Origin of the sequence: Sphingomonas sp. (genome assembly GCF_017304615.1) — a bacterium.
In the GTDB taxonomy this organism is placed as follows: Bacteria; Pseudomonadota; Alphaproteobacteria; order Sphingomonadales; family Sphingomonadaceae; genus Sphingomonas.
Map to the genome: position 1 here is coordinate 984,286 of NZ_JAFKLZ010000001.1, position 15,414 is coordinate 999,699.

17 protein-coding genes are annotated in these 15,414 nt (G+C 65.7%); 8 read left to right on the forward strand and 9 right to left on the reverse strand.

All coding sequences use genetic code 11. The annotated features are described in order from the left end of the window. Positions 1-51: 51 nt before the first annotated feature. Genes ntrC through dusB form a run of 3 tightly spaced genes read right to left on the reverse strand, consistent with a single transcriptional unit; the run spans position 52 to position 3,528 of the window. Positions 52-1,482, reverse strand: coding sequence for a nitrogen regulation protein NR(I) (ntrC, locus tag J0J06_RS04945; protein ID WP_294040218.1), 1,431 nt, complete (start codon positions 1,480-1,482; stop codon positions 52-54). Beyond that, positions 1,479-2,561, reverse strand: coding sequence for an ATP-binding protein (locus tag J0J06_RS04950; protein WP_294040219.1), 1,083 nt, complete (start codon positions 2,559-2,561; stop codon positions 1,479-1,481). The genes ntrC and J0J06_RS04950 overlap by 4 nt, the downstream gene beginning before the upstream one ends. After that, positions 2,530-3,528 (reverse strand): tRNA dihydrouridine synthase DusB, encoded by a 999-nt coding sequence (gene dusB, locus J0J06_RS04955; RefSeq protein WP_294040220.1) that lies wholly within the window; start codon positions 3,526-3,528, stop codon positions 2,530-2,532. The genes J0J06_RS04950 and dusB overlap by 32 nt, the downstream gene beginning before the upstream one ends. Positions 3,529-3,605: 77 nt before the next feature. Here dusB and J0J06_RS04960 point away from each other — a divergent pair, with 77 nt between their 5' ends. Genes J0J06_RS04960 through J0J06_RS04970 form a run of 3 tightly spaced genes read left to right on the forward strand, consistent with a single transcriptional unit; the run spans position 3,606 to position 5,807 of the window. Continuing rightward, the gene (locus tag J0J06_RS04960) at positions 3,606-4,721 is read left to right on the forward strand and encodes a bifunctional 2-C-methyl-D-erythritol 4-phosphate cytidylyltransferase/2-C-methyl-D-erythritol 2,4-cyclodiphosphate synthase (RefSeq protein ID WP_294040221.1); all 1,116 of its coding nucleotides are present in this window, start codon (positions 3,606-3,608) and stop codon (positions 4,719-4,721) included. A 10-nt stretch (positions 4,722-4,731) separates the two neighbouring features. Beyond that, the gene (locus tag J0J06_RS04965; RefSeq protein WP_294040222.1) at positions 4,732-5,289 is read left to right on the forward strand and encodes a hypothetical protein; all 558 of its coding nucleotides are present in this window, start codon (positions 4,732-4,734) and stop codon (positions 5,287-5,289) included. Beyond that, the gene (locus tag J0J06_RS04970) at positions 5,286-5,807 is read left to right on the forward strand and encodes a CinA family protein (protein ID WP_294040223.1); all 522 of its coding nucleotides are present in this window, start codon (positions 5,286-5,288) and stop codon (positions 5,805-5,807) included. The genes J0J06_RS04965 and J0J06_RS04970 overlap by 4 nt, the downstream gene beginning before the upstream one ends. On the opposite strand, the gene J0J06_RS04975 is transcribed toward J0J06_RS04970, so the two are convergent. Further along, positions 5,750-6,226, reverse strand: a complete 477-nt coding sequence (locus tag J0J06_RS04975) for a type II toxin-antitoxin system RatA family toxin (RefSeq protein WP_294040224.1) — start codon at positions 6,224-6,226, stop codon at positions 5,750-5,752. The two genes, J0J06_RS04970 and J0J06_RS04975, sit on opposite strands and share 58 nt — an antisense overlap. Beyond that, complete coding sequence (lipA, locus tag J0J06_RS04980; RefSeq protein WP_294040225.1) at positions 6,210-7,133, reverse strand: lipoyl synthase; 924 nt, start codon at positions 7,131-7,133, stop codon at positions 6,210-6,212. Before lipA ends, J0J06_RS04975 begins: the two co-directional genes overlap by 17 nt. 65 nt (positions 7,134-7,198) lie before the next feature. Here lipA and J0J06_RS04985 point away from each other — a divergent pair, with 65 nt between their 5' ends. Both J0J06_RS04985 and J0J06_RS04990 read left to right on the forward strand, forming a co-directional pair. Beyond that, positions 7,199-7,828, forward strand: coding sequence for a carbonic anhydrase (locus tag J0J06_RS04985; protein ID WP_294040226.1), 630 nt, complete (start codon positions 7,199-7,201; stop codon positions 7,826-7,828). Then, positions 7,825-8,142: a hypothetical protein gene (locus J0J06_RS04990; protein WP_294040227.1), complete on the forward strand. Its 318-nt coding sequence runs from the start codon at positions 7,825-7,827 to the stop codon at positions 8,140-8,142. Before J0J06_RS04985 ends, J0J06_RS04990 begins: the two co-directional genes overlap by 4 nt. A 2-nt stretch (positions 8,143-8,144) precedes the next feature. Here the strand turns inward: J0J06_RS04990 and J0J06_RS04995 are convergent, their stop codons facing one another. Both J0J06_RS04995 and J0J06_RS05000 read right to left on the reverse strand, forming a co-directional pair. Next, complete coding sequence (locus J0J06_RS04995) at positions 8,145-9,497, reverse strand: FAD/NAD(P)-binding protein (protein ID WP_294040228.1); 1,353 nt, start codon at positions 9,495-9,497, stop codon at positions 8,145-8,147. 1 nt (position 9,498) lies between these two features. Next, the gene (locus J0J06_RS05000; protein ID WP_294040229.1) at positions 9,499-9,744 is read right to left on the reverse strand and encodes a DUF6356 family protein; all 246 of its coding nucleotides are present in this window, start codon (positions 9,742-9,744) and stop codon (positions 9,499-9,501) included. 107 nt (positions 9,745-9,851) lie between these two features. Here J0J06_RS05000 and J0J06_RS05005 point away from each other — a divergent pair, with 107 nt between their 5' ends. After that, complete coding sequence (locus J0J06_RS05005) at positions 9,852-10,508, forward strand: heme-binding beta-barrel domain-containing protein (protein ID WP_294040230.1); 657 nt, start codon at positions 9,852-9,854, stop codon at positions 10,506-10,508. On the opposite strand, the gene aspS is transcribed toward J0J06_RS05005, so the two are convergent. Then, on the reverse strand, positions 10,505-12,343 hold the full coding sequence (gene aspS, locus J0J06_RS05010; protein WP_294040231.1) for an aspartate--tRNA ligase: 1,839 nt from the start codon (positions 12,341-12,343) through the stop codon (positions 10,505-10,507). The two genes, J0J06_RS05005 and aspS, sit on opposite strands and share 4 nt — an antisense overlap. Before the next feature lie 104 nt (positions 12,344-12,447). Here aspS and rnd point away from each other — a divergent pair, with 104 nt between their 5' ends. Both rnd and J0J06_RS05020 read left to right on the forward strand, forming a co-directional pair. Continuing rightward, positions 12,448-13,623 (forward strand): ribonuclease D, encoded by a 1,176-nt coding sequence (gene rnd / locus J0J06_RS05015; RefSeq protein WP_294040232.1) that lies wholly within the window; start codon positions 12,448-12,450, stop codon positions 13,621-13,623. Beyond that, complete coding sequence (locus J0J06_RS05020) at positions 13,620-13,901, forward strand: I78 family peptidase inhibitor (protein WP_294040233.1); 282 nt, start codon at positions 13,620-13,622, stop codon at positions 13,899-13,901. The genes rnd and J0J06_RS05020 overlap by 4 nt, the downstream gene beginning before the upstream one ends. A 1-nt stretch (position 13,902) precedes the next feature. Here the strand turns inward: J0J06_RS05020 and J0J06_RS05025 are convergent, their stop codons facing one another. Further along, on the reverse strand, positions 13,903-15,405 hold the full coding sequence (locus J0J06_RS05025) for a Ppx/GppA family phosphatase (RefSeq protein ID WP_294040234.1): 1,503 nt from the start codon (positions 15,403-15,405) through the stop codon (positions 13,903-13,905). Positions 15,406-15,414: the final 9 nt, after the last annotated feature.

Here is a 15,414-nt window from a genome sequence, read left to right on the forward strand (position 1 = left end):
GGTTTGTGGCCGCGAAAACACATAATTAAGGCTAGATGTCGCGCTTTGGCCTCATTCCACCGCGCCGTCGATCTCAATGCCCAAGGTGTCGAGACGTTTTCGCAGCGTGTTGCGATTGATCCCCATCGCTCGCGCGGCGCGTAGCTGATTGCCGCCATGACGTGCGAGCATCGCTTCGATTAGCGGCCGCTCGACCTCCGCGATAATGCGTTCGTAGAGCGTGCCGTCGTCCATTCCGCGGGGATCATCGCGCGCAAGCCGGTCGATCCGCGCGCGCACCGCCGAGTCGAGGCTGATGTCGCCGGGCGCGATCACGTCCGCCGGCGTGCCGAGGATCACCGCCAGTTCGGGCGCGCCGATCACTTCGTCCCGGCTCAACACCGCCAGTCGCCGCATGATGTTTTCGAGCTGCCGGACGTTGCCCGGCCAGTCGTGCGCCTCGATCGTGCGGATGGCCGCTTCATCGAGACGTTTGCGCGGCAAACCATGCTCCGCTGCGCGATCCAAAAAATGGCGAGCGAGCAACGCGATGTCCTGACGGCGTTCGCGCAGCGCGGGCAGCGCGATCGGCACGACGTTGAGGCGATAGAACAGGTCTTCGCGGAACTGGCCCGATTGGACGAGCGAATCGAGATTGCGATTGGTCGCCGCGACGATCCGCACGTCCGCCTTGATCGTCCGCGCGCCGCCGACCGTGGTAAACTCGCCGGACTGGAGGACGCGCAGCAGCCGCGTCTGCGCTTCGATCGGCATGTCACCGATTTCGTCAAGGAATAGCGTACCCCCGGCGGCTTGCTCGAAGCGACCGGCGGTTCTCGCCTGCGCGCCGGTAAACGCGCCGCGCTCGTGACCGAACAGTTCGGCCTCGATCAACTCGCGCGGGATCGCCGCCATGTTGATCGCGAGAAACGCCGCGTCCCTGCGCGGACCGAGGTCGTGGATCGCTCGCGCGACCAATTCCTTGCCGGTGCCCGATTCGCCCGAGATCAGCACGGTGAGATCGTTCGAGATCACGCGTGCGATGACGCGGTAGACATCCTGCATCGCCGGCGACCGCCCGATCAGCGGCAGCGCACGGTCCTCGGCATCGACGGGATCGCTTGCGCCCTCACCCTTCCGCTGCAGCGCGGCGTCGATCGCGCGCGTCAGATCATCGAGATCGAACGGCTTTGGAAGATACTCGTACGCGCCGACCTCGGTGGCGCGCACCGCAGTGGTCAGCGTGTTTTGCGCGGACAGCACGATTACGGGAATCTGTGGATAGGCCTCCGCCAACCCCGCGACCATGTCGAGCCCGTTACCGTCGGGCAGCACGACGTCGCTGACCACGACGTCGGGGACCGCGGCACGCAACTCGCGGTTGAATTCGGCGAGGGTGGCCGTCGTCGTGACATGATGCCCCGTTCGGCGCAGCGCGTGCGCCACGACGGTGCGGATGGCCTTGTCGTCGTCTAGGACGAGAATGTTGGCGACCCGGCTCATTCGGCCCTCGCCAGCAGAATGCGGAACACCGTCATTTCGGGCGCACCCTCCCGAGAATATTGCACCACCCCGCCCATGTCGCGGACCAGTTTGTCGACCAGCGCGAGTCCCAGCCCCTGCCCTTCGGGCTTCCCCGACACGAACGGATTGAAGAGGTGGTCGGCAATGTCGGCCGGTGCGCCGGGTCCGTTGTCGATGACGCACAATTCGATCGGCAGCCGGCGGCGGGGCCGGCCGGGGCCGGCATCGACCGCCAGGCCGTGGCGGTATGCCGTGCTCAACAGGATACGTGGCGCCTTGACGTCATCGAGCGCTTCAGCGGCGTTTTTCATCAGGTTTATCAGGACCTGCAGCAATGCGTCGCGATCGACCAGCACGGGCGGCAGGGAGGGATCGAAGCTTTCCTCGATGCTGATGTCGCGCGCGAAGCCGCTCTGCGCAACGCGGCGCGCATGGTTGAGCAACGGGTAGATATTGGCAGGCTGCGGGCTGAGCGGCCGGTTGTCGGTGAAGTCCTGCATACGATCGATCAGCGCGGCGATGCGATCGACTTCCGCCGTGATGAGCGACGTCAGTTCCTCCCCCGCACCCTCGCCGGCCAGCAACTGCGCCGCGCCACGTATCCCCGACAGCGGGTTCTTGATTTCGTGCGCCAGCATCGCCGCGGCGCCGATCGCCGCCCGTCTGCCGCCGCGCTCCGCCGACTGGCCGACTCGACGCGAGCCGCTCGACGGGTGCAACGCGATCACGCGCCAGCCGTCTCGGTCGGCGATTGCGGTTTCGTAATAGTCGACCCGCAGCCTGCCGGTGCGTTCGGTGCCGATATCGAAATCGAACGCCGAGACGGCGCGCCCTTCCCCGTCGCGTGCTCTTGGCGGCGGCGTCATCACATTGGCGAGCGGCAGCCCGCGCATCGCCCGTTCGGACAGGTTGAGCAGCAGTTCGCACTCGCCATTCGCATTGCGGACGAGACCGTCGGGGTCGATCACCAGGATCGCGATCGGCAACCCGGCGAAAAGCTCGGCAAAGGTCGGCGCGGTCAGCGCCTCAGGCAGCAGCGCGGGTTCGCCAGGGGGCATAGAATTCGGCCAGCATCGCCTTGACGCGGTTGGGGTCAGCTTCCTGGTTGACGGCGTTGCGGAACGCCGCCGATCCGTCGAGTCCCTTGGTGTACCAGCCAATATGTTTGCGCATCATGTTGACGCCGACTTCGTTGCCGTAATGCTGGAGCATTTCTTCATAATGCCCTGAGATTACGTCGTATTGATCGCCGACCGTCGGATCGTCGATGGCGCGTCCCGACGACAAATGCGCCATCACCTGGTTAAGTAACCACGGCCGTCCGTAGGATCCGCGCCCGATCATCACTCCGTCCGCACCCGATTTCTCGAGCGCGCGGTCGGCGTCCTCGGGCGAGCAGATGTCGCCATTGACGATCACCGGGATCGACACCGCGTCTTTGACCGATCGGACGAACGCCCAATCGGCCTCGCCCTTGTACATCTGATTGCGTGTGCGGCCATGGACCGTCACCATCTGTACGCCCAGATCCTGCGCGATCCGCGCGAGCTCGGGCGCGTTGAGGCTGGCATGATCCCAGCCCATGCGCATCTTGAGCGTGACCGGGACCTTCACCGCCTTCACGCACGCATCCACGATCGCGCTGGCGAGCTTCAGGTCGCGCATCAGCGCTGACCCGGCCTCGCCGTTGGTCACCTTGCGCACGGGACAGCCCATGTTGATGTCGACGATTGCCGCACCCTTGTCCTCGGCCAGCTTGGCCGCCTCACCCATCTCATAGGGTGTGCAGCCGACCAGCTGCATCGACACCGGCTCCTCGATCGCGTCCCACATCGCCTTCTGGATCGACTGGCGGGTCTCGCGAATCGCGGCTTGGCTGGCGATCATCTCGGTCACGTTGAGCCCCGAGCCGAAGCGGCGCACGAGGCGACGGAACGGCAAGTCACTCACGCCGGTCATCGGCGCGAGGATCACGGGGGTCTCGATCCTGACCGGACCGACCTGGATGGGGGCCAGCTTGCTCATGTGCCTAAAAATCAGGCAGCGCCTACAGGATCGGGTTGGCGCTGGCAAGGTTCGGGCTGGTCGGCTAGGCGCGCGGCATGGCAAGTTCAGACACCGTCGCGCTGATCGTCGCCGCCGGCAAGGGCGAGCGCGCAGGCGGCGATCTCCCCAAACAGTTCCAATTGCTCGACGGCATCCCGCTGGTCGAACACGCGCGGCGCGCGTTCGAGAGGCATGCCGGCATCGACCGGATCGTCACCGTTCTCGGCGAAGGGCAGTCGGCCATCGGGGAAACGGTGGCAGGTGGCGAGATGCGGCGCGATTCCGTTCGTAACGGGCTGGAGGCGATCGGTGACGCCGCGCGCGTACTGATCCATGATGCCGCGCGGCCGATCGTGCCGGCCTCAGTCGTCGATCGCCTGTTGGGCGCATTGGACGAGGCCAAGGGCGCCGTCCCTGTATTGCCCGTCGCCGACACACTCGCCGCAAAGGACGAGGCGCTGGGCGACACGATCGACCGCTCGGCGCTTGTTCGTGTCCAGACGCCGCAGGCATTCGACTTTGCCGCAATCCTCGCGGCCCATCGCGTATGGCCCGCGAGCGAGGAGGCGACCGACGACGCGCAGATCCTGCGCCGCGCCGGCCATGAAGTCGCGACCGTTGCGGGCGATGGGTTGCTCGACAAGATCACCTATCCCGGCGACCTCGCGCTCGCCGAGGCGCATTTGGGAGCTGCCATGCGAGTGCGAACGGCAATCGGGTTCGATGTCCACCGCCTCGTCGCGGGCGAGAAATTGTGGCTGGGCGGCGTCCTGATCCCACACGATAAGGGTCTGTCGGGGCATAGCGACGCAGACGTTGCACTTCACGCGATCACCGATGCGGTGCTGGGGACGATCGCGGCTGGTGACATCGGGATGCATTTCCCGCCGACCGATCCGCGATGGCGCGGCGCGGAGTCGGGGCAGTTCCTCCAACACGCCGCGTCGCTGGTCGCCGCCGAGGGCGGCGTGATCGATTTCGTCGACCTGACGATCATGTGCGAGGCGCCCAAGATCGGACCGTGGCGTGCGCCGATTCGGGATCGCGTGGCCGGCCTCTTGGGGCTTGCGCCGGGGCAAATTAGCGTCAAGGCCACGACGACCGAAAGACTCGGCTTTACCGGGCGCGGCGAAGGAATTGCGGCACAGGCGATTGTGACCGTCAGAATATAGGGGCGCAGAAATGAAACCGACGATGGGCGCGGCGATCGCGCTGTGGATGGGGATGGCCGCGACCACGGCGCAGGCCGCGACCCCTGCCAAGTGCGTAACGCGTGATGAAGCGACGACGTTGTTCGCGGCGATATTGCCCGATATGCTGGAGGGGATCGGCAAATCGTGCACCGGATCATTGCCCGAGAAGGCGACGCTTCGCGCAGGTCTGCCGCCGCTGCTCGCCACCTATCGCGCCCCCGCGGATGTGGCCTGGCCTCAGGCGATGGCCGTGTTCGGAAAGTTGGCCGGTGCCAGTCTGAAGGGCGTCGATCCCAAATTGATGCGTCCGTTGATGGGTCAGATCATGGCGTCGGCCATAGCTGAAGACATTAAACCAGCTGATTGTCCCAGTATCGACCGCGTCGTTGCGTTGCTGGCTCCGCTACCGCCGGGCAACACTTCGGAGCTTGTCGTGCTGCTCGCCGAGATCGGCATGAAAAACGAAAAGAACCCGCCTTTCGCTGTATGCAAATCCGATCCCGGAGCGTCGGCCGATGCCACGACGACGATCGCGCCGCACAAATGATCGAAACCGTCCTCCCCGCCGAACTCGTCGATGCCGCGCGCCGCGTGGTGGAGGCGAACCGCGCGCTCGGCCGCCGCTTCGCGCTTGCCGAAAGCTGCACCGGTGGGTTGGTCGCGGCGGCGATTACGGAGATACCGGGATCGTCGGACGTGTTGCTCGGCGGGTTGGTGACCTATTCCAACGAGGCGAAGCACGATCTGCTGAAGGTCAGCAACGACGTGCTCGACACGTTTGGCGCGGTGTCGATTGCGACCGCGTGGTCGATGGCGCAGGGCGCGCTGGAAGCGACCGGGGCGGATATCGCCGTGGCGATCACCGGGATCGCCGGGCCGGGAGGCGGCAGCGAGAAGAAGCCGGTGGGCACCGTCGTCTTCGCCCGCGCGGAGCACAATGCCGATCCGTCGGACGTGGTCGCCGATCGGAAGGATTTCGGCGATCTGGGGCGCGGCGGGGTGCGGCTTCAGGCCGCGCTGGTCGCGCTCGAACTGTTGATGCCGCGCGAATCGGACGGCGAATAGAGTGCGGCCGCACGATCCTCGAAGGCGCCGATCATTTTCCTGAGCGCCTGGCCGAAGACTTGCCCGGCCAGCATTTCGAACATCTTGTTCTTGAACGCGAAATCGACCGCGAAATCGACCTCGCACCCGCCCGGCGCAGGCCGGAACGCCCAGTCGTTGGTCAGATATTTGAGCGGGCCGTCGAGATAGTCGACGTGGATCGTGGTCGGTCGAACCTTCTGCACTTTCGATGTGAAGGTTTCGCGCAAGCCCTTGAACCCGACGATCAGGTCGGCGACCATTTCGGTCGGGCTGTTCGACCGGATGCGGACCGCGCTGACCCAGGGCAGGAATTCGGCGTAACTGCCTACGTCCGCCACCAGATCGAACATCTGCTCCGGTGTATAGGGGAGCCGTCTCGTCTCAGCGTGCCTGGGCAAGTTTGGCCTCCCGGGCCGCGCGCATTTTCTCGAAGTCGTCACCCGCGTGATAGCTCGACCGCGTCAGCGGCGACGACGCTACCAGCAGGAATCCCTTCGCCCGCGCGATCGCGGCGTAAGCGTCGAACGCCTGCGGTGTCACGAAATCCTGCACCTTGGCATGACGCGGGGTCGGCTGGAGATATTGGCCCATCGTCAGGAAATCGACGTCGGCGGAACGCATATCGTCCATCACCTGATGCACCTCCAGCCGTTCCTCGCCGAGGCCCAGCATCACGCCCGACTTGGTGAAGATCGATGGATCCAGCTTTTTCACCGATTCGAGCAGCCGCAGCGATGCATAATAGCGCGCGCCCGGACGGATCGTTGGGTAGAGCCGCGGGACGGTCTCCAGATTGTGGTTGTACACGTCGGGCCGCGCCGCGACGATCGCCTCGACCGCCGCTTCGTGCTTGTTGCGGAAGTCGGGCGTCAGGATTTCGATCGTGGTGGCCGGGTTGGACGCGCGGATCGCCTCGATCACCTTTACGAACTGCTTCGCGCCGCCATCGGGCAGATCGTCGCGATCGACCGATGTCACCACGATATGCGCCAGCCCCATTTGTGCGGCGGCGTCGGCGACGTTCTGCGGCTCCATCGGATCGACCGCGCGCGGCATGCCGGTCTTGACGTTGCAGAAGGCGCAGGCCCGCGTGCACGTGTCGCCCAGGATCATCACCGTGGCGTGCTTCTTCGACCAGCATTCGCCGATGTTCGGGCACGCCGCCTCCTCGCACACCGTCGTCAGGCTCTTCGAGCGCATCAACGCGCGGGTTGCCGCGAACCCGGCCGACGTCGGCGCCTTGACGCGGATCCAGTCGGGCTTGCGCTGGCGCGGTTCGCGCGCGACGGGCGAAATCTCGTTCATGACGGCGCAGATAGCGATCCTGCGCCGCCCTTGCCACCCCCTCACGGCCTTGGCAGAGAAGCGCCATGACCGATTTCAGCGACCTCGTCGACGGCTATCACCGCTTCCGCACGAGCGAGTATCGCCGACACCGCGATCGCTGGTCGCAATTGAGCGGAGGGCAGAACCCCCAGGTCATGGTGATCGCCTGTTCCGACAGCCGAGTCGATCCCGCGCAGATTTTCGACACGGTGCCGGGCGAAATCTTCGTCGTGCGCAACGTCGCGAACCTGGTGCCACCGTTCGAGAATGACGGCGGGCGGCACGGCGTGTCGGCGGCACTGGAATTCGCGGTGACCCAGCTGCAAGTGCCCGAGGTGGTCGTGCTCGGCCACGGATCGTGCGGCGGCGTGATGGCGTCGCTGACCGGCGTGTTCGACGGTGCGGCGCCGGGCGCCGGCGGGTTTGTCGCGCATTGGGTCGACATGCTGCAGGAGGCGCGGGCCGGGATCGTGGCGGAACATGGTACAGGCGAGGAGGCAGCGCACCAGCTCGAGCTCGAGACGGTGCGGGTGTCGATCGCCAATCTGCGCACCTTCCCGTTCGTCGCCGAGCGCGAGGCGGCAGGGCTGCTATCGTTGCGCGGGGCCTATTTCGCGATCCGCGACGGCGTGCTGCACGTCATGAACCGCGCCGGCGAGTTCGCGCCTGCGTGAACGACGGCGCCGTCTGGGATGGCCGTAAAGCGGCCTCGTTGGACGGTGCGCTGGTTCTTGTGGGCATCACACAGATCGGCCCTGAGGACACTGAGCAGTCGCAATTCTACGGCACGGTGATCGAGGTAAGTCAGCAAGACGGCGTGCTAATGTGGCTTGAGGGTAAACGAGCAGGAGAAACCTTTCGGTTGCCTCCTGACCTCGACGCCTTCGAACCGGCCCCGCCCGGAGAATACCGGCTACGAACGACGGGTGAGACGGTAAGCGACCCCGACTATACCACATCCTGGACGATTACGCCGCCGGCCAATTGAACCTAAAGGCCTTCGCCGCCCACCCATTGTGCGTTCGACAGGCGACGTGCGAGGTTCCAAGTCTGCTGGCGAATATCGGGCACGGCGACGATCTCCCAGAACGCGCCGCGCGTCATCGGACCCAGCGCGTAGAGCCACTCGTTCGGCTCGCCGTCCGCCGCGATCGTACGCGCACAACCATCGACATCGAGGCCAAGCTTCGCCGGGTCGGCGCGCACCACACCGCGCTGCTGGAGGTCCGCCAGCAACGGCTCGGTGTTGCGCGTGAGGTCGCCCTGCGGTCCCGTGCAGTTGATGATGCGTTGCGCCATTAAAGTCTCCGATGAGTCGCTGCCGCGCCGCCGCCACGTCACAGCGATGCCGTCGGTGGTTTCCTCGGCGGCGATCGTTTTGCCTGCCACGACCTCCAACTGACCCCGCGCCTGCATCGCGGCGAGGCGGTCGGCGACTTGCGGCGCGAGGCGATGACGATGGACGTCCCACCACGGGCGCAAGTGGCGCAGGAACCGCTGGCGTTCGACGTCGGTGCCGTTCGCCCACATCGCTTGGGTATAGGGGCGCAGTTCATCGACGGCATTACGCCAACCGATCGCTTCGCCGCGTTTGCGCACCGCAGCTACCAATTGTGACGGTGGCAGGACCGGGCGCTCGGCCAGCTTCGCGAACATCGGCCCCGGCGCATCGTGACGATGCGGCAGCAGGCCGCGCCGAGACAGCGCAACGATTCGCCCCTTGAACCCGCTCGATTCGAGCAACAGCGCGATATCGACCATCGTCAGCCCGGTGCCGATCAGCAGTACGGTGTCCTCGTCGCTCAGCCCCAGCGGTACGCTGCGGTCCCAGGGATCGCTCTTGTAGCGTTCGGTCGATAGCGAATCGCCGAAGCCGGGCGGGTCGTGGGGCGGCAAATTGCCGACCGCCAGCACGGCGGTGTCCGCGGCGATGGTGCGGCCGTTGGTCAGCACAACCTCCGCCCCCTCTCCCGCTTGCCGCACGTCGCGCACATCGGCCTGCACCAGCGTCAGCCGGTCGCCCGAACTCGCCAACGCCTGCTCCAACTGGTCGCGCAGATAGGCGCCATAAGTCACGCGCTGGACGAACGTCGCCCCGGCATCCTCGCGCCCGTTCGCGGCCAGCCAGCGCACGAAATGGTCGGGATCGTCGGGCAGCGCGCTCATGTTCGACGCACGGACGTTCAGCACATGGTCCGGATAAGCCGCGCCATAGGCCAGCCCCTTGCCCGGTTCCGGCGCGCGTTCGACCAACGTTGCGCGCGGACCGTCGTGGCGTAACAGGTTGATCGCCTGGAGCGTGCCCGAGAAGCCCGCGCCGATGATCGCGACATGGCGGATCATGTCAGATCTGGAAATCTGCCTGGCGGAACGTCTCGTTGGCGTCGGCCTCGCGATTGTCGAGACGAGCGTAGAGCGACTTGATCGTGCGGCTGCCGGTCTTTTCGAACAATGCCGGCACCAGTCCATGAATCATCGCAGCGACGCCGCCCGCGATCATGCGCGCGCCGACTCCGAGGGCAGTGGCGGCATGATGCGGATAGCTCTCGCCGATATTGCGAGGATGGCGGAGGAAGAGGCGGTCGATCATGGTTCGGCATCTTACAGCCGCAAGCGACCAAGCGCCACCTTTCCAATGCAGGGTTGATCCCGCCGATTCTTCCCGCGAAACATTGCGATACCGAAAGGAATCGTCCGATGCCCGTCTTCCCCGCCGACATCTTCACTGAACCGCAGGACGTCGATCCGGACACGCTCGCCAATCTGGGGCCGCTGCGGCGGCTGGCGGGGACGTGGCAGGCGGAAAAGGGCGTCGACATCAATCCCAAGGCCGACGCGCCCGAACGTCGCGTGTTCATCGAGCATATCGACATGCAACCGATCGATCCGCAAGCTAACGGACCTCAGCTATTCTACGGTCTTCGCTACCATATCCACATCAATACGGCCGAAGAGCAGATCACCTTTCACGATCAGGTCGGGTACTGGCTGTGGGAACCGGCGACCGGGCTGGTGCTCCAGACCGTCGCCATTCCGCGCGGGCAAGTTGCGATCGCATCGGGTCAGGCCGCGGCCGACGCGGACAAACTGGTGCTGACGGCGACGCGCGGACAGACCGAATACGGCATCTGTTCGACCGCCTTCCTGGAATACGCCTTTCGGACCGACGCCTATCGGATCGAGGTGGATTTCAACGCTGACGGTTCATGGAGCTACACGACCGACACCACATTGATGGTGCACGGGCGCAACGAGCCGTTCGCGCATCGCGACCAGAATACGCTGCGCAAAATCGCGGAACCGCAGCCCAATCCATGGGCCGCGATCATCGCCGCGCAGAAGAAACCGGCCTAGCCCGCGGCGGGATCGACCGCCGCGGCGACTGGCGCCGATGCCTTGGCGGCGCCGGGTTGCTCGACCAGGCGGATGTTGAGTTCGCGCAACTGCTTGTTGGTCGCAAAGTTCGGCGCGCCCATCATCAAATCCTCGGCCTTCTGGGTCATCGGGAAGACGATGACCTCGCGGATGTTCGGCTCGTCGGCGAGCAGCATCACGATGCGATCGACGCCCGGCGCCGAGCCACCGTGGGGCGGCGCGCCGAACTTGAAGGCGTTGATCATGCCGGCGAAGTTGGTGTCGACATCGGCCTGCGTGTATCCGGCGATCTCGAACGCCTTGTACATGATTTCCGGTCGATGGTTCCGGATCGCGCCCGACGACAGCTCCACGCCGTTGCAGACGATGTCGTACTGGTAGGCGAGAATGTCGAGCGGGTCCTTGGTGTTCAACGCTTCCAGCTCGCCCTGCGGCATCGAGAAGGGGTTGTGGCTGAAATCGAGCTTCTTCGCGTCCTCGTCATATTCGAACATCGGGAAGTCGACGATCCAGCAGAATTCGAAGCGCTTCTGGTCGATCAGGTCGAGCTGCTCCGCGACGCGGGTGCGCGCGAGGCCGGCGAGCTTGGCCGCCTGCGCTTCCTTGCCGGCGGCAAAGAAGATGCCGTCGTTGGGGCCGAGGCCGAGCGCGTCGGCGATCGCCTTCATGCCCTCCTGCCCGTGGTTGTTCGCGATCGGTCCGCCGAACACGCCGTCCTTCTGCGTCGCATAACCCAGGCCTGGGAAGCCCTCGCTCTGTGCCCAGCTGTTCATGTCGTCGAAGAATTTGCGCGATTTCTCGGCGGTGTTCGGCGCGGGGAGCGCGCGCACGACGTCGCCCGCCTCGACCATCGACGCAAAGCGGCCGAAGCCCGAGCCTTTGAAATGTTCGCTGACGTCGGTGATCAGGATCGGGTTGCGCAAGTCGGGCTTGTCATTGCCGTATTTGAGCATCGATTCCTTGTACGGAATGCGCTTGAACGGCAGCGCGCTGACCGTACGGCCCTTGCCCTGCCAGTTCGCGAATTCCTCGAATACACCGTGCAGCACGGGCTCGATCGCGGCGAACACGTCGTCCTGCGTGACGTAGCTCATCTCGAAATCGAGCTGGTAGAATTCGCCCGGGCTACGGTCGGCGCGCGCATCCTCGTCGCGGAAGCACGGCGCGATCTGGAAATAGCGGTCGAAGCCCGCGACCATCAGCAACTGCTTGAACATCTGCGGCGCCTGGGGGAGCGCGTAGAACTTGCCCGGATGGACGCGGCTGGGGACGAGATAGTCGCGCGCGCCCTCGGGGGACGATGCGGTAAGGATCGGCGTCTGGAACTCGGTGAACCCCTGATCGACCATGCGGCGGCGCAGGCTCGAAATGACGTTCGAGCGCAGCATGATGTTGGCGTGGAGCTTTTCCCGCCGCAAATCGAGGAAGCGGTAACGGAGACGGATATCCTCGGGATAATCGGCCTCGCCCGCCACCGGCAGCGGCAGTTCCTGCGCCGCCGACTGGATCGTGACGCCCTTCGCGAACACTTCGATCTCGCCGGTAGCGAGGTTCGGATTCGCCGTGCCCTCGGCCCGCGCCTTGACCGTGCCGTCGATGGTCACGACCGATTCCGCGCGGAGGGATTCCAGGATCGGCAGCGCCGGGGAGTCGCTGTCCGCCACCACCTGCGTGATCCCGTAATGGTCGCGCAGATCGACAAACAGGACGCCGCCATGGTCGCGCTTGCGGTGCACCCAACCCGACAGGCGGACGTCCTGCCCGACCTCTGCAGCGGTCAAGGCGGCGCAAGTGTGCGAACGATAGGCGTGCATTTTCTCTACTCTGTCTCTGGAAACGGCGCGAAACGCCGGAAGGCGTTGCGCTTTGTCGCCATACCACCCTTTGTCAAGCGCGCGCACCTCGCTATGGGACCAAGATGCATATCCATGGCCTGATCGAGGACAACGCCGCCCTCGCCAATCTCTGCACCCGCCTCGCCCAATCGCCGTTCGTGTGTGTCGACACCGAGTTCATGCGCGAAAGCACGTTCTGGCCGGAATTGTGCCTGATCCAGATCGCCGACACGAACGAGGCGGCGGCGATCGACCCGATGATGCCGGGCATCGACTTGCAGCCGCTGCTCGACCTGCTGGTCGAGAACGAGGAGGTGCTGAAGGTTTTCCATGCCGGCGGGCAGGACATCGAAATCATCTACAACCTTACCGCGAAAACGCCGCATCCCCTGTTCGACACGCAGATCGCGGCGATGGCGCTCGGGCAAGGCGAGCAGATCGGGTACTCGAACCTGGTCGACAGCTGGCTCGGCATCCAGATCGACAAGGGCGCTCGGTTCACCGACTGGGCGCGGCGGCCGCTGGAAACCCGTCAGGTCGATTACGCGATCGGCGACGTCACGCACCTGGCGAAGATTTTCCCGAAGATGCTCGACCGACTCAGGGTCACCGGGCGCGGCGCGTGGCTGGATCAGGAGATGGAGCGGATCGCCGATCCGGCGAACTATGCCAACGATCCCGACAATGCGTGGAAGCGAGTGCGGATCGCGGGGCGCAAGCCCGACGTGCTCGGGCGGCTGAAGGCGTTGGCGCGGTGGCGCGAAATGGAGGCGCGGGGTAAGAATTTGCCGCGCGGGCGCATCGTCAAGGACGAGACGCTTGCCGATCTCGCCAGCCACCCGCCCAAGAAGCAGGCCGATCTCTCGCGTGTGCGCGGGCTGACCGCGACATGGGCAGGGAACGACATTGGCGCGCGGTTGATGGCGGCGCTGGCCGACGCAAAGCCGATGACCGCGGCCGAGATGCCGCCACGCGACGACCGTAAGCCGGGGCTCGGCAAGGACGGTGCGCTGGTCGCCGACTTGCTCAAGCTGCTGCTCAAGATTCGCTCGCGCGACATCGACGTGGCGGCCCGGCTATTGGCTCGGTCGGAGGAGCTGGAGGCGCTCGCCGCTGGGCAGCGCGACGGGCTGTCGATCCTCGAAGGTTGGCGCTACGATCAGTTCGGGCATGAAGCGCTCGATCTGGTCGAAGGACGCCTGGCGTTCGCCGTCGTCAACGGCAAGCTGCGCATGACCCGGACGGAGGATGCGGCATGATGAAGGCGTTTCCACTGGTTGCGCTGACGCTGTTGGCCTGCGCACCGCAGCCTCCGCTTCCTGGGCCAGCGGGCAAGGCTTGTTCGACGGCGCGGCTCGGCAAGCTGACCGGCAAAGTGGCGACGGTCGGCCTCGCCAATGAGGCATTAAAGCGCTCGGGCGCGACCACCTCACGCGCCATCGGTCCGGGCGACGCGGTGACGATGGACTATCGCGCGGATCGACTGAACATCCATCTCGACGCCAAAGGCAACGTCGATCATTTCACTTGCGGCTGAGCTAGCTGGTCAGCACCGGTTCGCGATCGCACACGGCCGCCAGCGCGGCGTGGCGCCGCTGCACGGCCTCCCCGTAAAGCGCGGCGTCGGCGCCCGCGAGGTGCAGCGTCAGCGCCGCGCCGTCCTCCCCCAGCTTCGATCGCTCGAGCGGACCCGCCACGCCGCCCGATAGCCGCTGGCCGAGCCGCATCGCCAGCCCCCATTGCACCGCGCGCTTGACGTCGGCCGGCGACGCAAGTTGCTCGATCCCGGCCGGCGGACCCGTACCGCCGCCTAGCGACGTCCATAGCGCCTGTGCGATGATCGCCCGTCCCCGCGCATCGACCGCGACCCAATTGCCATGCAACGCTATCTCGGTCCCGCGTTCGGCGCGGAATTCCGGGTTGGCGTGCCAGCCCACGTCCGCCAACAGGCAGGCTGCGTGGCGCAGCCGCTGCATCGCAGGGGCGTCCTCGAACAACGGCGAAATCCAGCGATCCAGCAAATCGCCATGTTCGGGAAACCGCCCCAGCCGCTGGCCGTCGGCGCGCGCGGCGACGATCAGGGGGTCCTGCCGCCGTGTCTCGGCGTCGAGCGCTTCGTAGAGCAGGCCTTCGCGCAGGCCGAAGCTCGAAACGATCGTGCGCTCGCTCTTCAGGTGGCGAAGCAGCGACGCAAGCAACGCCGCCGCGTCGTTGAGCATCGGCGCGCGTTGTGACGAAATCCCGGGAATTTCCTTCAGCGATCCCTTCTCAACATGGCTGACCGTGCGCACCAGCCGCGTGATCGTTGCCGGCGACATGGCGTAATGCTGGATGATCGGCAGCGGATAGTGGTTCAGGTTCATATCGAGCCGCGCCAGGCTGCGCCACGATCCGCCTACAAGGTAGAGCGGCAGCCCCTTCCCCTTGCCCGACCAGCCTGCCTGATCGAGCAGCTTCGCGACGCGCCGATCGATCGCGCCCTTGCCCTTTTCGCGCAACGCGGCGACGCGCAGCACGCCGAGCGGGAATGAGACCCGGTCGCGGATCTCGCCTTTCTTGACGCGCACCAGCTCCAAACTGCCGCCGCCCAGGTCGCCGACGATGCCGTCGGCATCGGGGATCGCGGACAACACGCCCATGCCCGCGGCCATCGCCTCCTGCTCGCCCGACAGCAATTCGACCGTGAGACCGATCTTGGTCGCGGCGTCGAGCAGGATGTGGCCGTTGGCGGCATCGCGCACGGCGGCGGTGGCGACGGTGCGCAGGCTCGTTACCTCCATCGCGTGCGCCAGCGCGGCGAAGCGTTCGAGCGTTTCGATCGCGAGCTTGATCGATTCCGGCGTAAGCTTGCCGTTCTGGGCGAGGCCCTTGCCCAGCCCCGCCATGACCTTTTCGTTGAACAACGTCGCGGGGAGTCGCGCCGGACCCTGATAGACGACGAGGCGGATCGAGTTCGAGCCGATGTCGATGATCGCCGTGCGGGGCGGCGTATCTACCACGGCGGGCGCCGCCCGCGGCTTCGAAAACGGGAGCGTCGCCATCAGTAAAGG

What these genes read in the sequence shown, in the direction of transcription:
- ntrC (WP_294040218.1), bottom strand. Translation starts at nt 1,482, where the DNA reads ATGAGCCGGGTCGCCAACATTCTCGTCCTAGACGACGACAAGGCCATC.
- J0J06_RS04950 (WP_294040219.1), bottom strand. Translation starts at nt 2,561, where the DNA reads ATGCCCCCTGGCGAACCCGCGCTGCTGCCTGAGGCGCTGACCGCGCCG.
- dusB (WP_294040220.1), bottom strand. Translation starts at nt 3,528, where the DNA reads ATGAGCAAGCTGGCCCCCATCCAGGTCGGTCCGGTCAGGATCGAGACC.
- J0J06_RS04960 (WP_294040221.1), top strand. Translation starts at nt 3,606, where the DNA reads ATGGCAAGTTCAGACACCGTCGCGCTGATCGTCGCCGCCGGCAAGGGC.
- J0J06_RS04965 (WP_294040222.1), top strand. Translation starts at nt 4,732, where the DNA reads ATGAAACCGACGATGGGCGCGGCGATCGCGCTGTGGATGGGGATGGCC.
- J0J06_RS04970 (WP_294040223.1), top strand. Translation starts at nt 5,286, where the DNA reads ATGATCGAAACCGTCCTCCCCGCCGAACTCGTCGATGCCGCGCGCCGC.
- lipA (WP_294040225.1), bottom strand. Translation starts at nt 7,133, where the DNA reads ATGAACGAGATTTCGCCCGTCGCGCGCGAACCGCGCCAGCGCAAGCCC.
- J0J06_RS04985 (WP_294040226.1), top strand. Translation starts at nt 7,199, where the DNA reads ATGACCGATTTCAGCGACCTCGTCGACGGCTATCACCGCTTCCGCACG.
- J0J06_RS04995 (WP_294040228.1), bottom strand. Translation starts at nt 9,497, where the DNA reads ATGATCCGCCATGTCGCGATCATCGGCGCGGGCTTCTCGGGCACGCTC.
- J0J06_RS05000 (WP_294040229.1), bottom strand. Translation starts at nt 9,744, where the DNA reads ATGATCGACCGCCTCTTCCTCCGCCATCCTCGCAATATCGGCGAGAGC.
- J0J06_RS05005 (WP_294040230.1), top strand. Translation starts at nt 9,852, where the DNA reads ATGCCCGTCTTCCCCGCCGACATCTTCACTGAACCGCAGGACGTCGAT.
- aspS (WP_294040231.1), bottom strand. Translation starts at nt 12,343, where the DNA reads ATGCACGCCTATCGTTCGCACACTTGCGCCGCCTTGACCGCTGCAGAG.
- rnd (WP_294040232.1), top strand. Translation starts at nt 12,448, where the DNA reads ATGCATATCCATGGCCTGATCGAGGACAACGCCGCCCTCGCCAATCTC.
- J0J06_RS05020 (WP_294040233.1), top strand. Translation starts at nt 13,620, where the DNA reads ATGATGAAGGCGTTTCCACTGGTTGCGCTGACGCTGTTGGCCTGCGCA.
- J0J06_RS05025 (WP_294040234.1), bottom strand. Translation starts at nt 15,405, where the DNA reads ATGGCGACGCTCCCGTTTTCGAAGCCGCGGGCGGCGCCCGCCGTGGTA.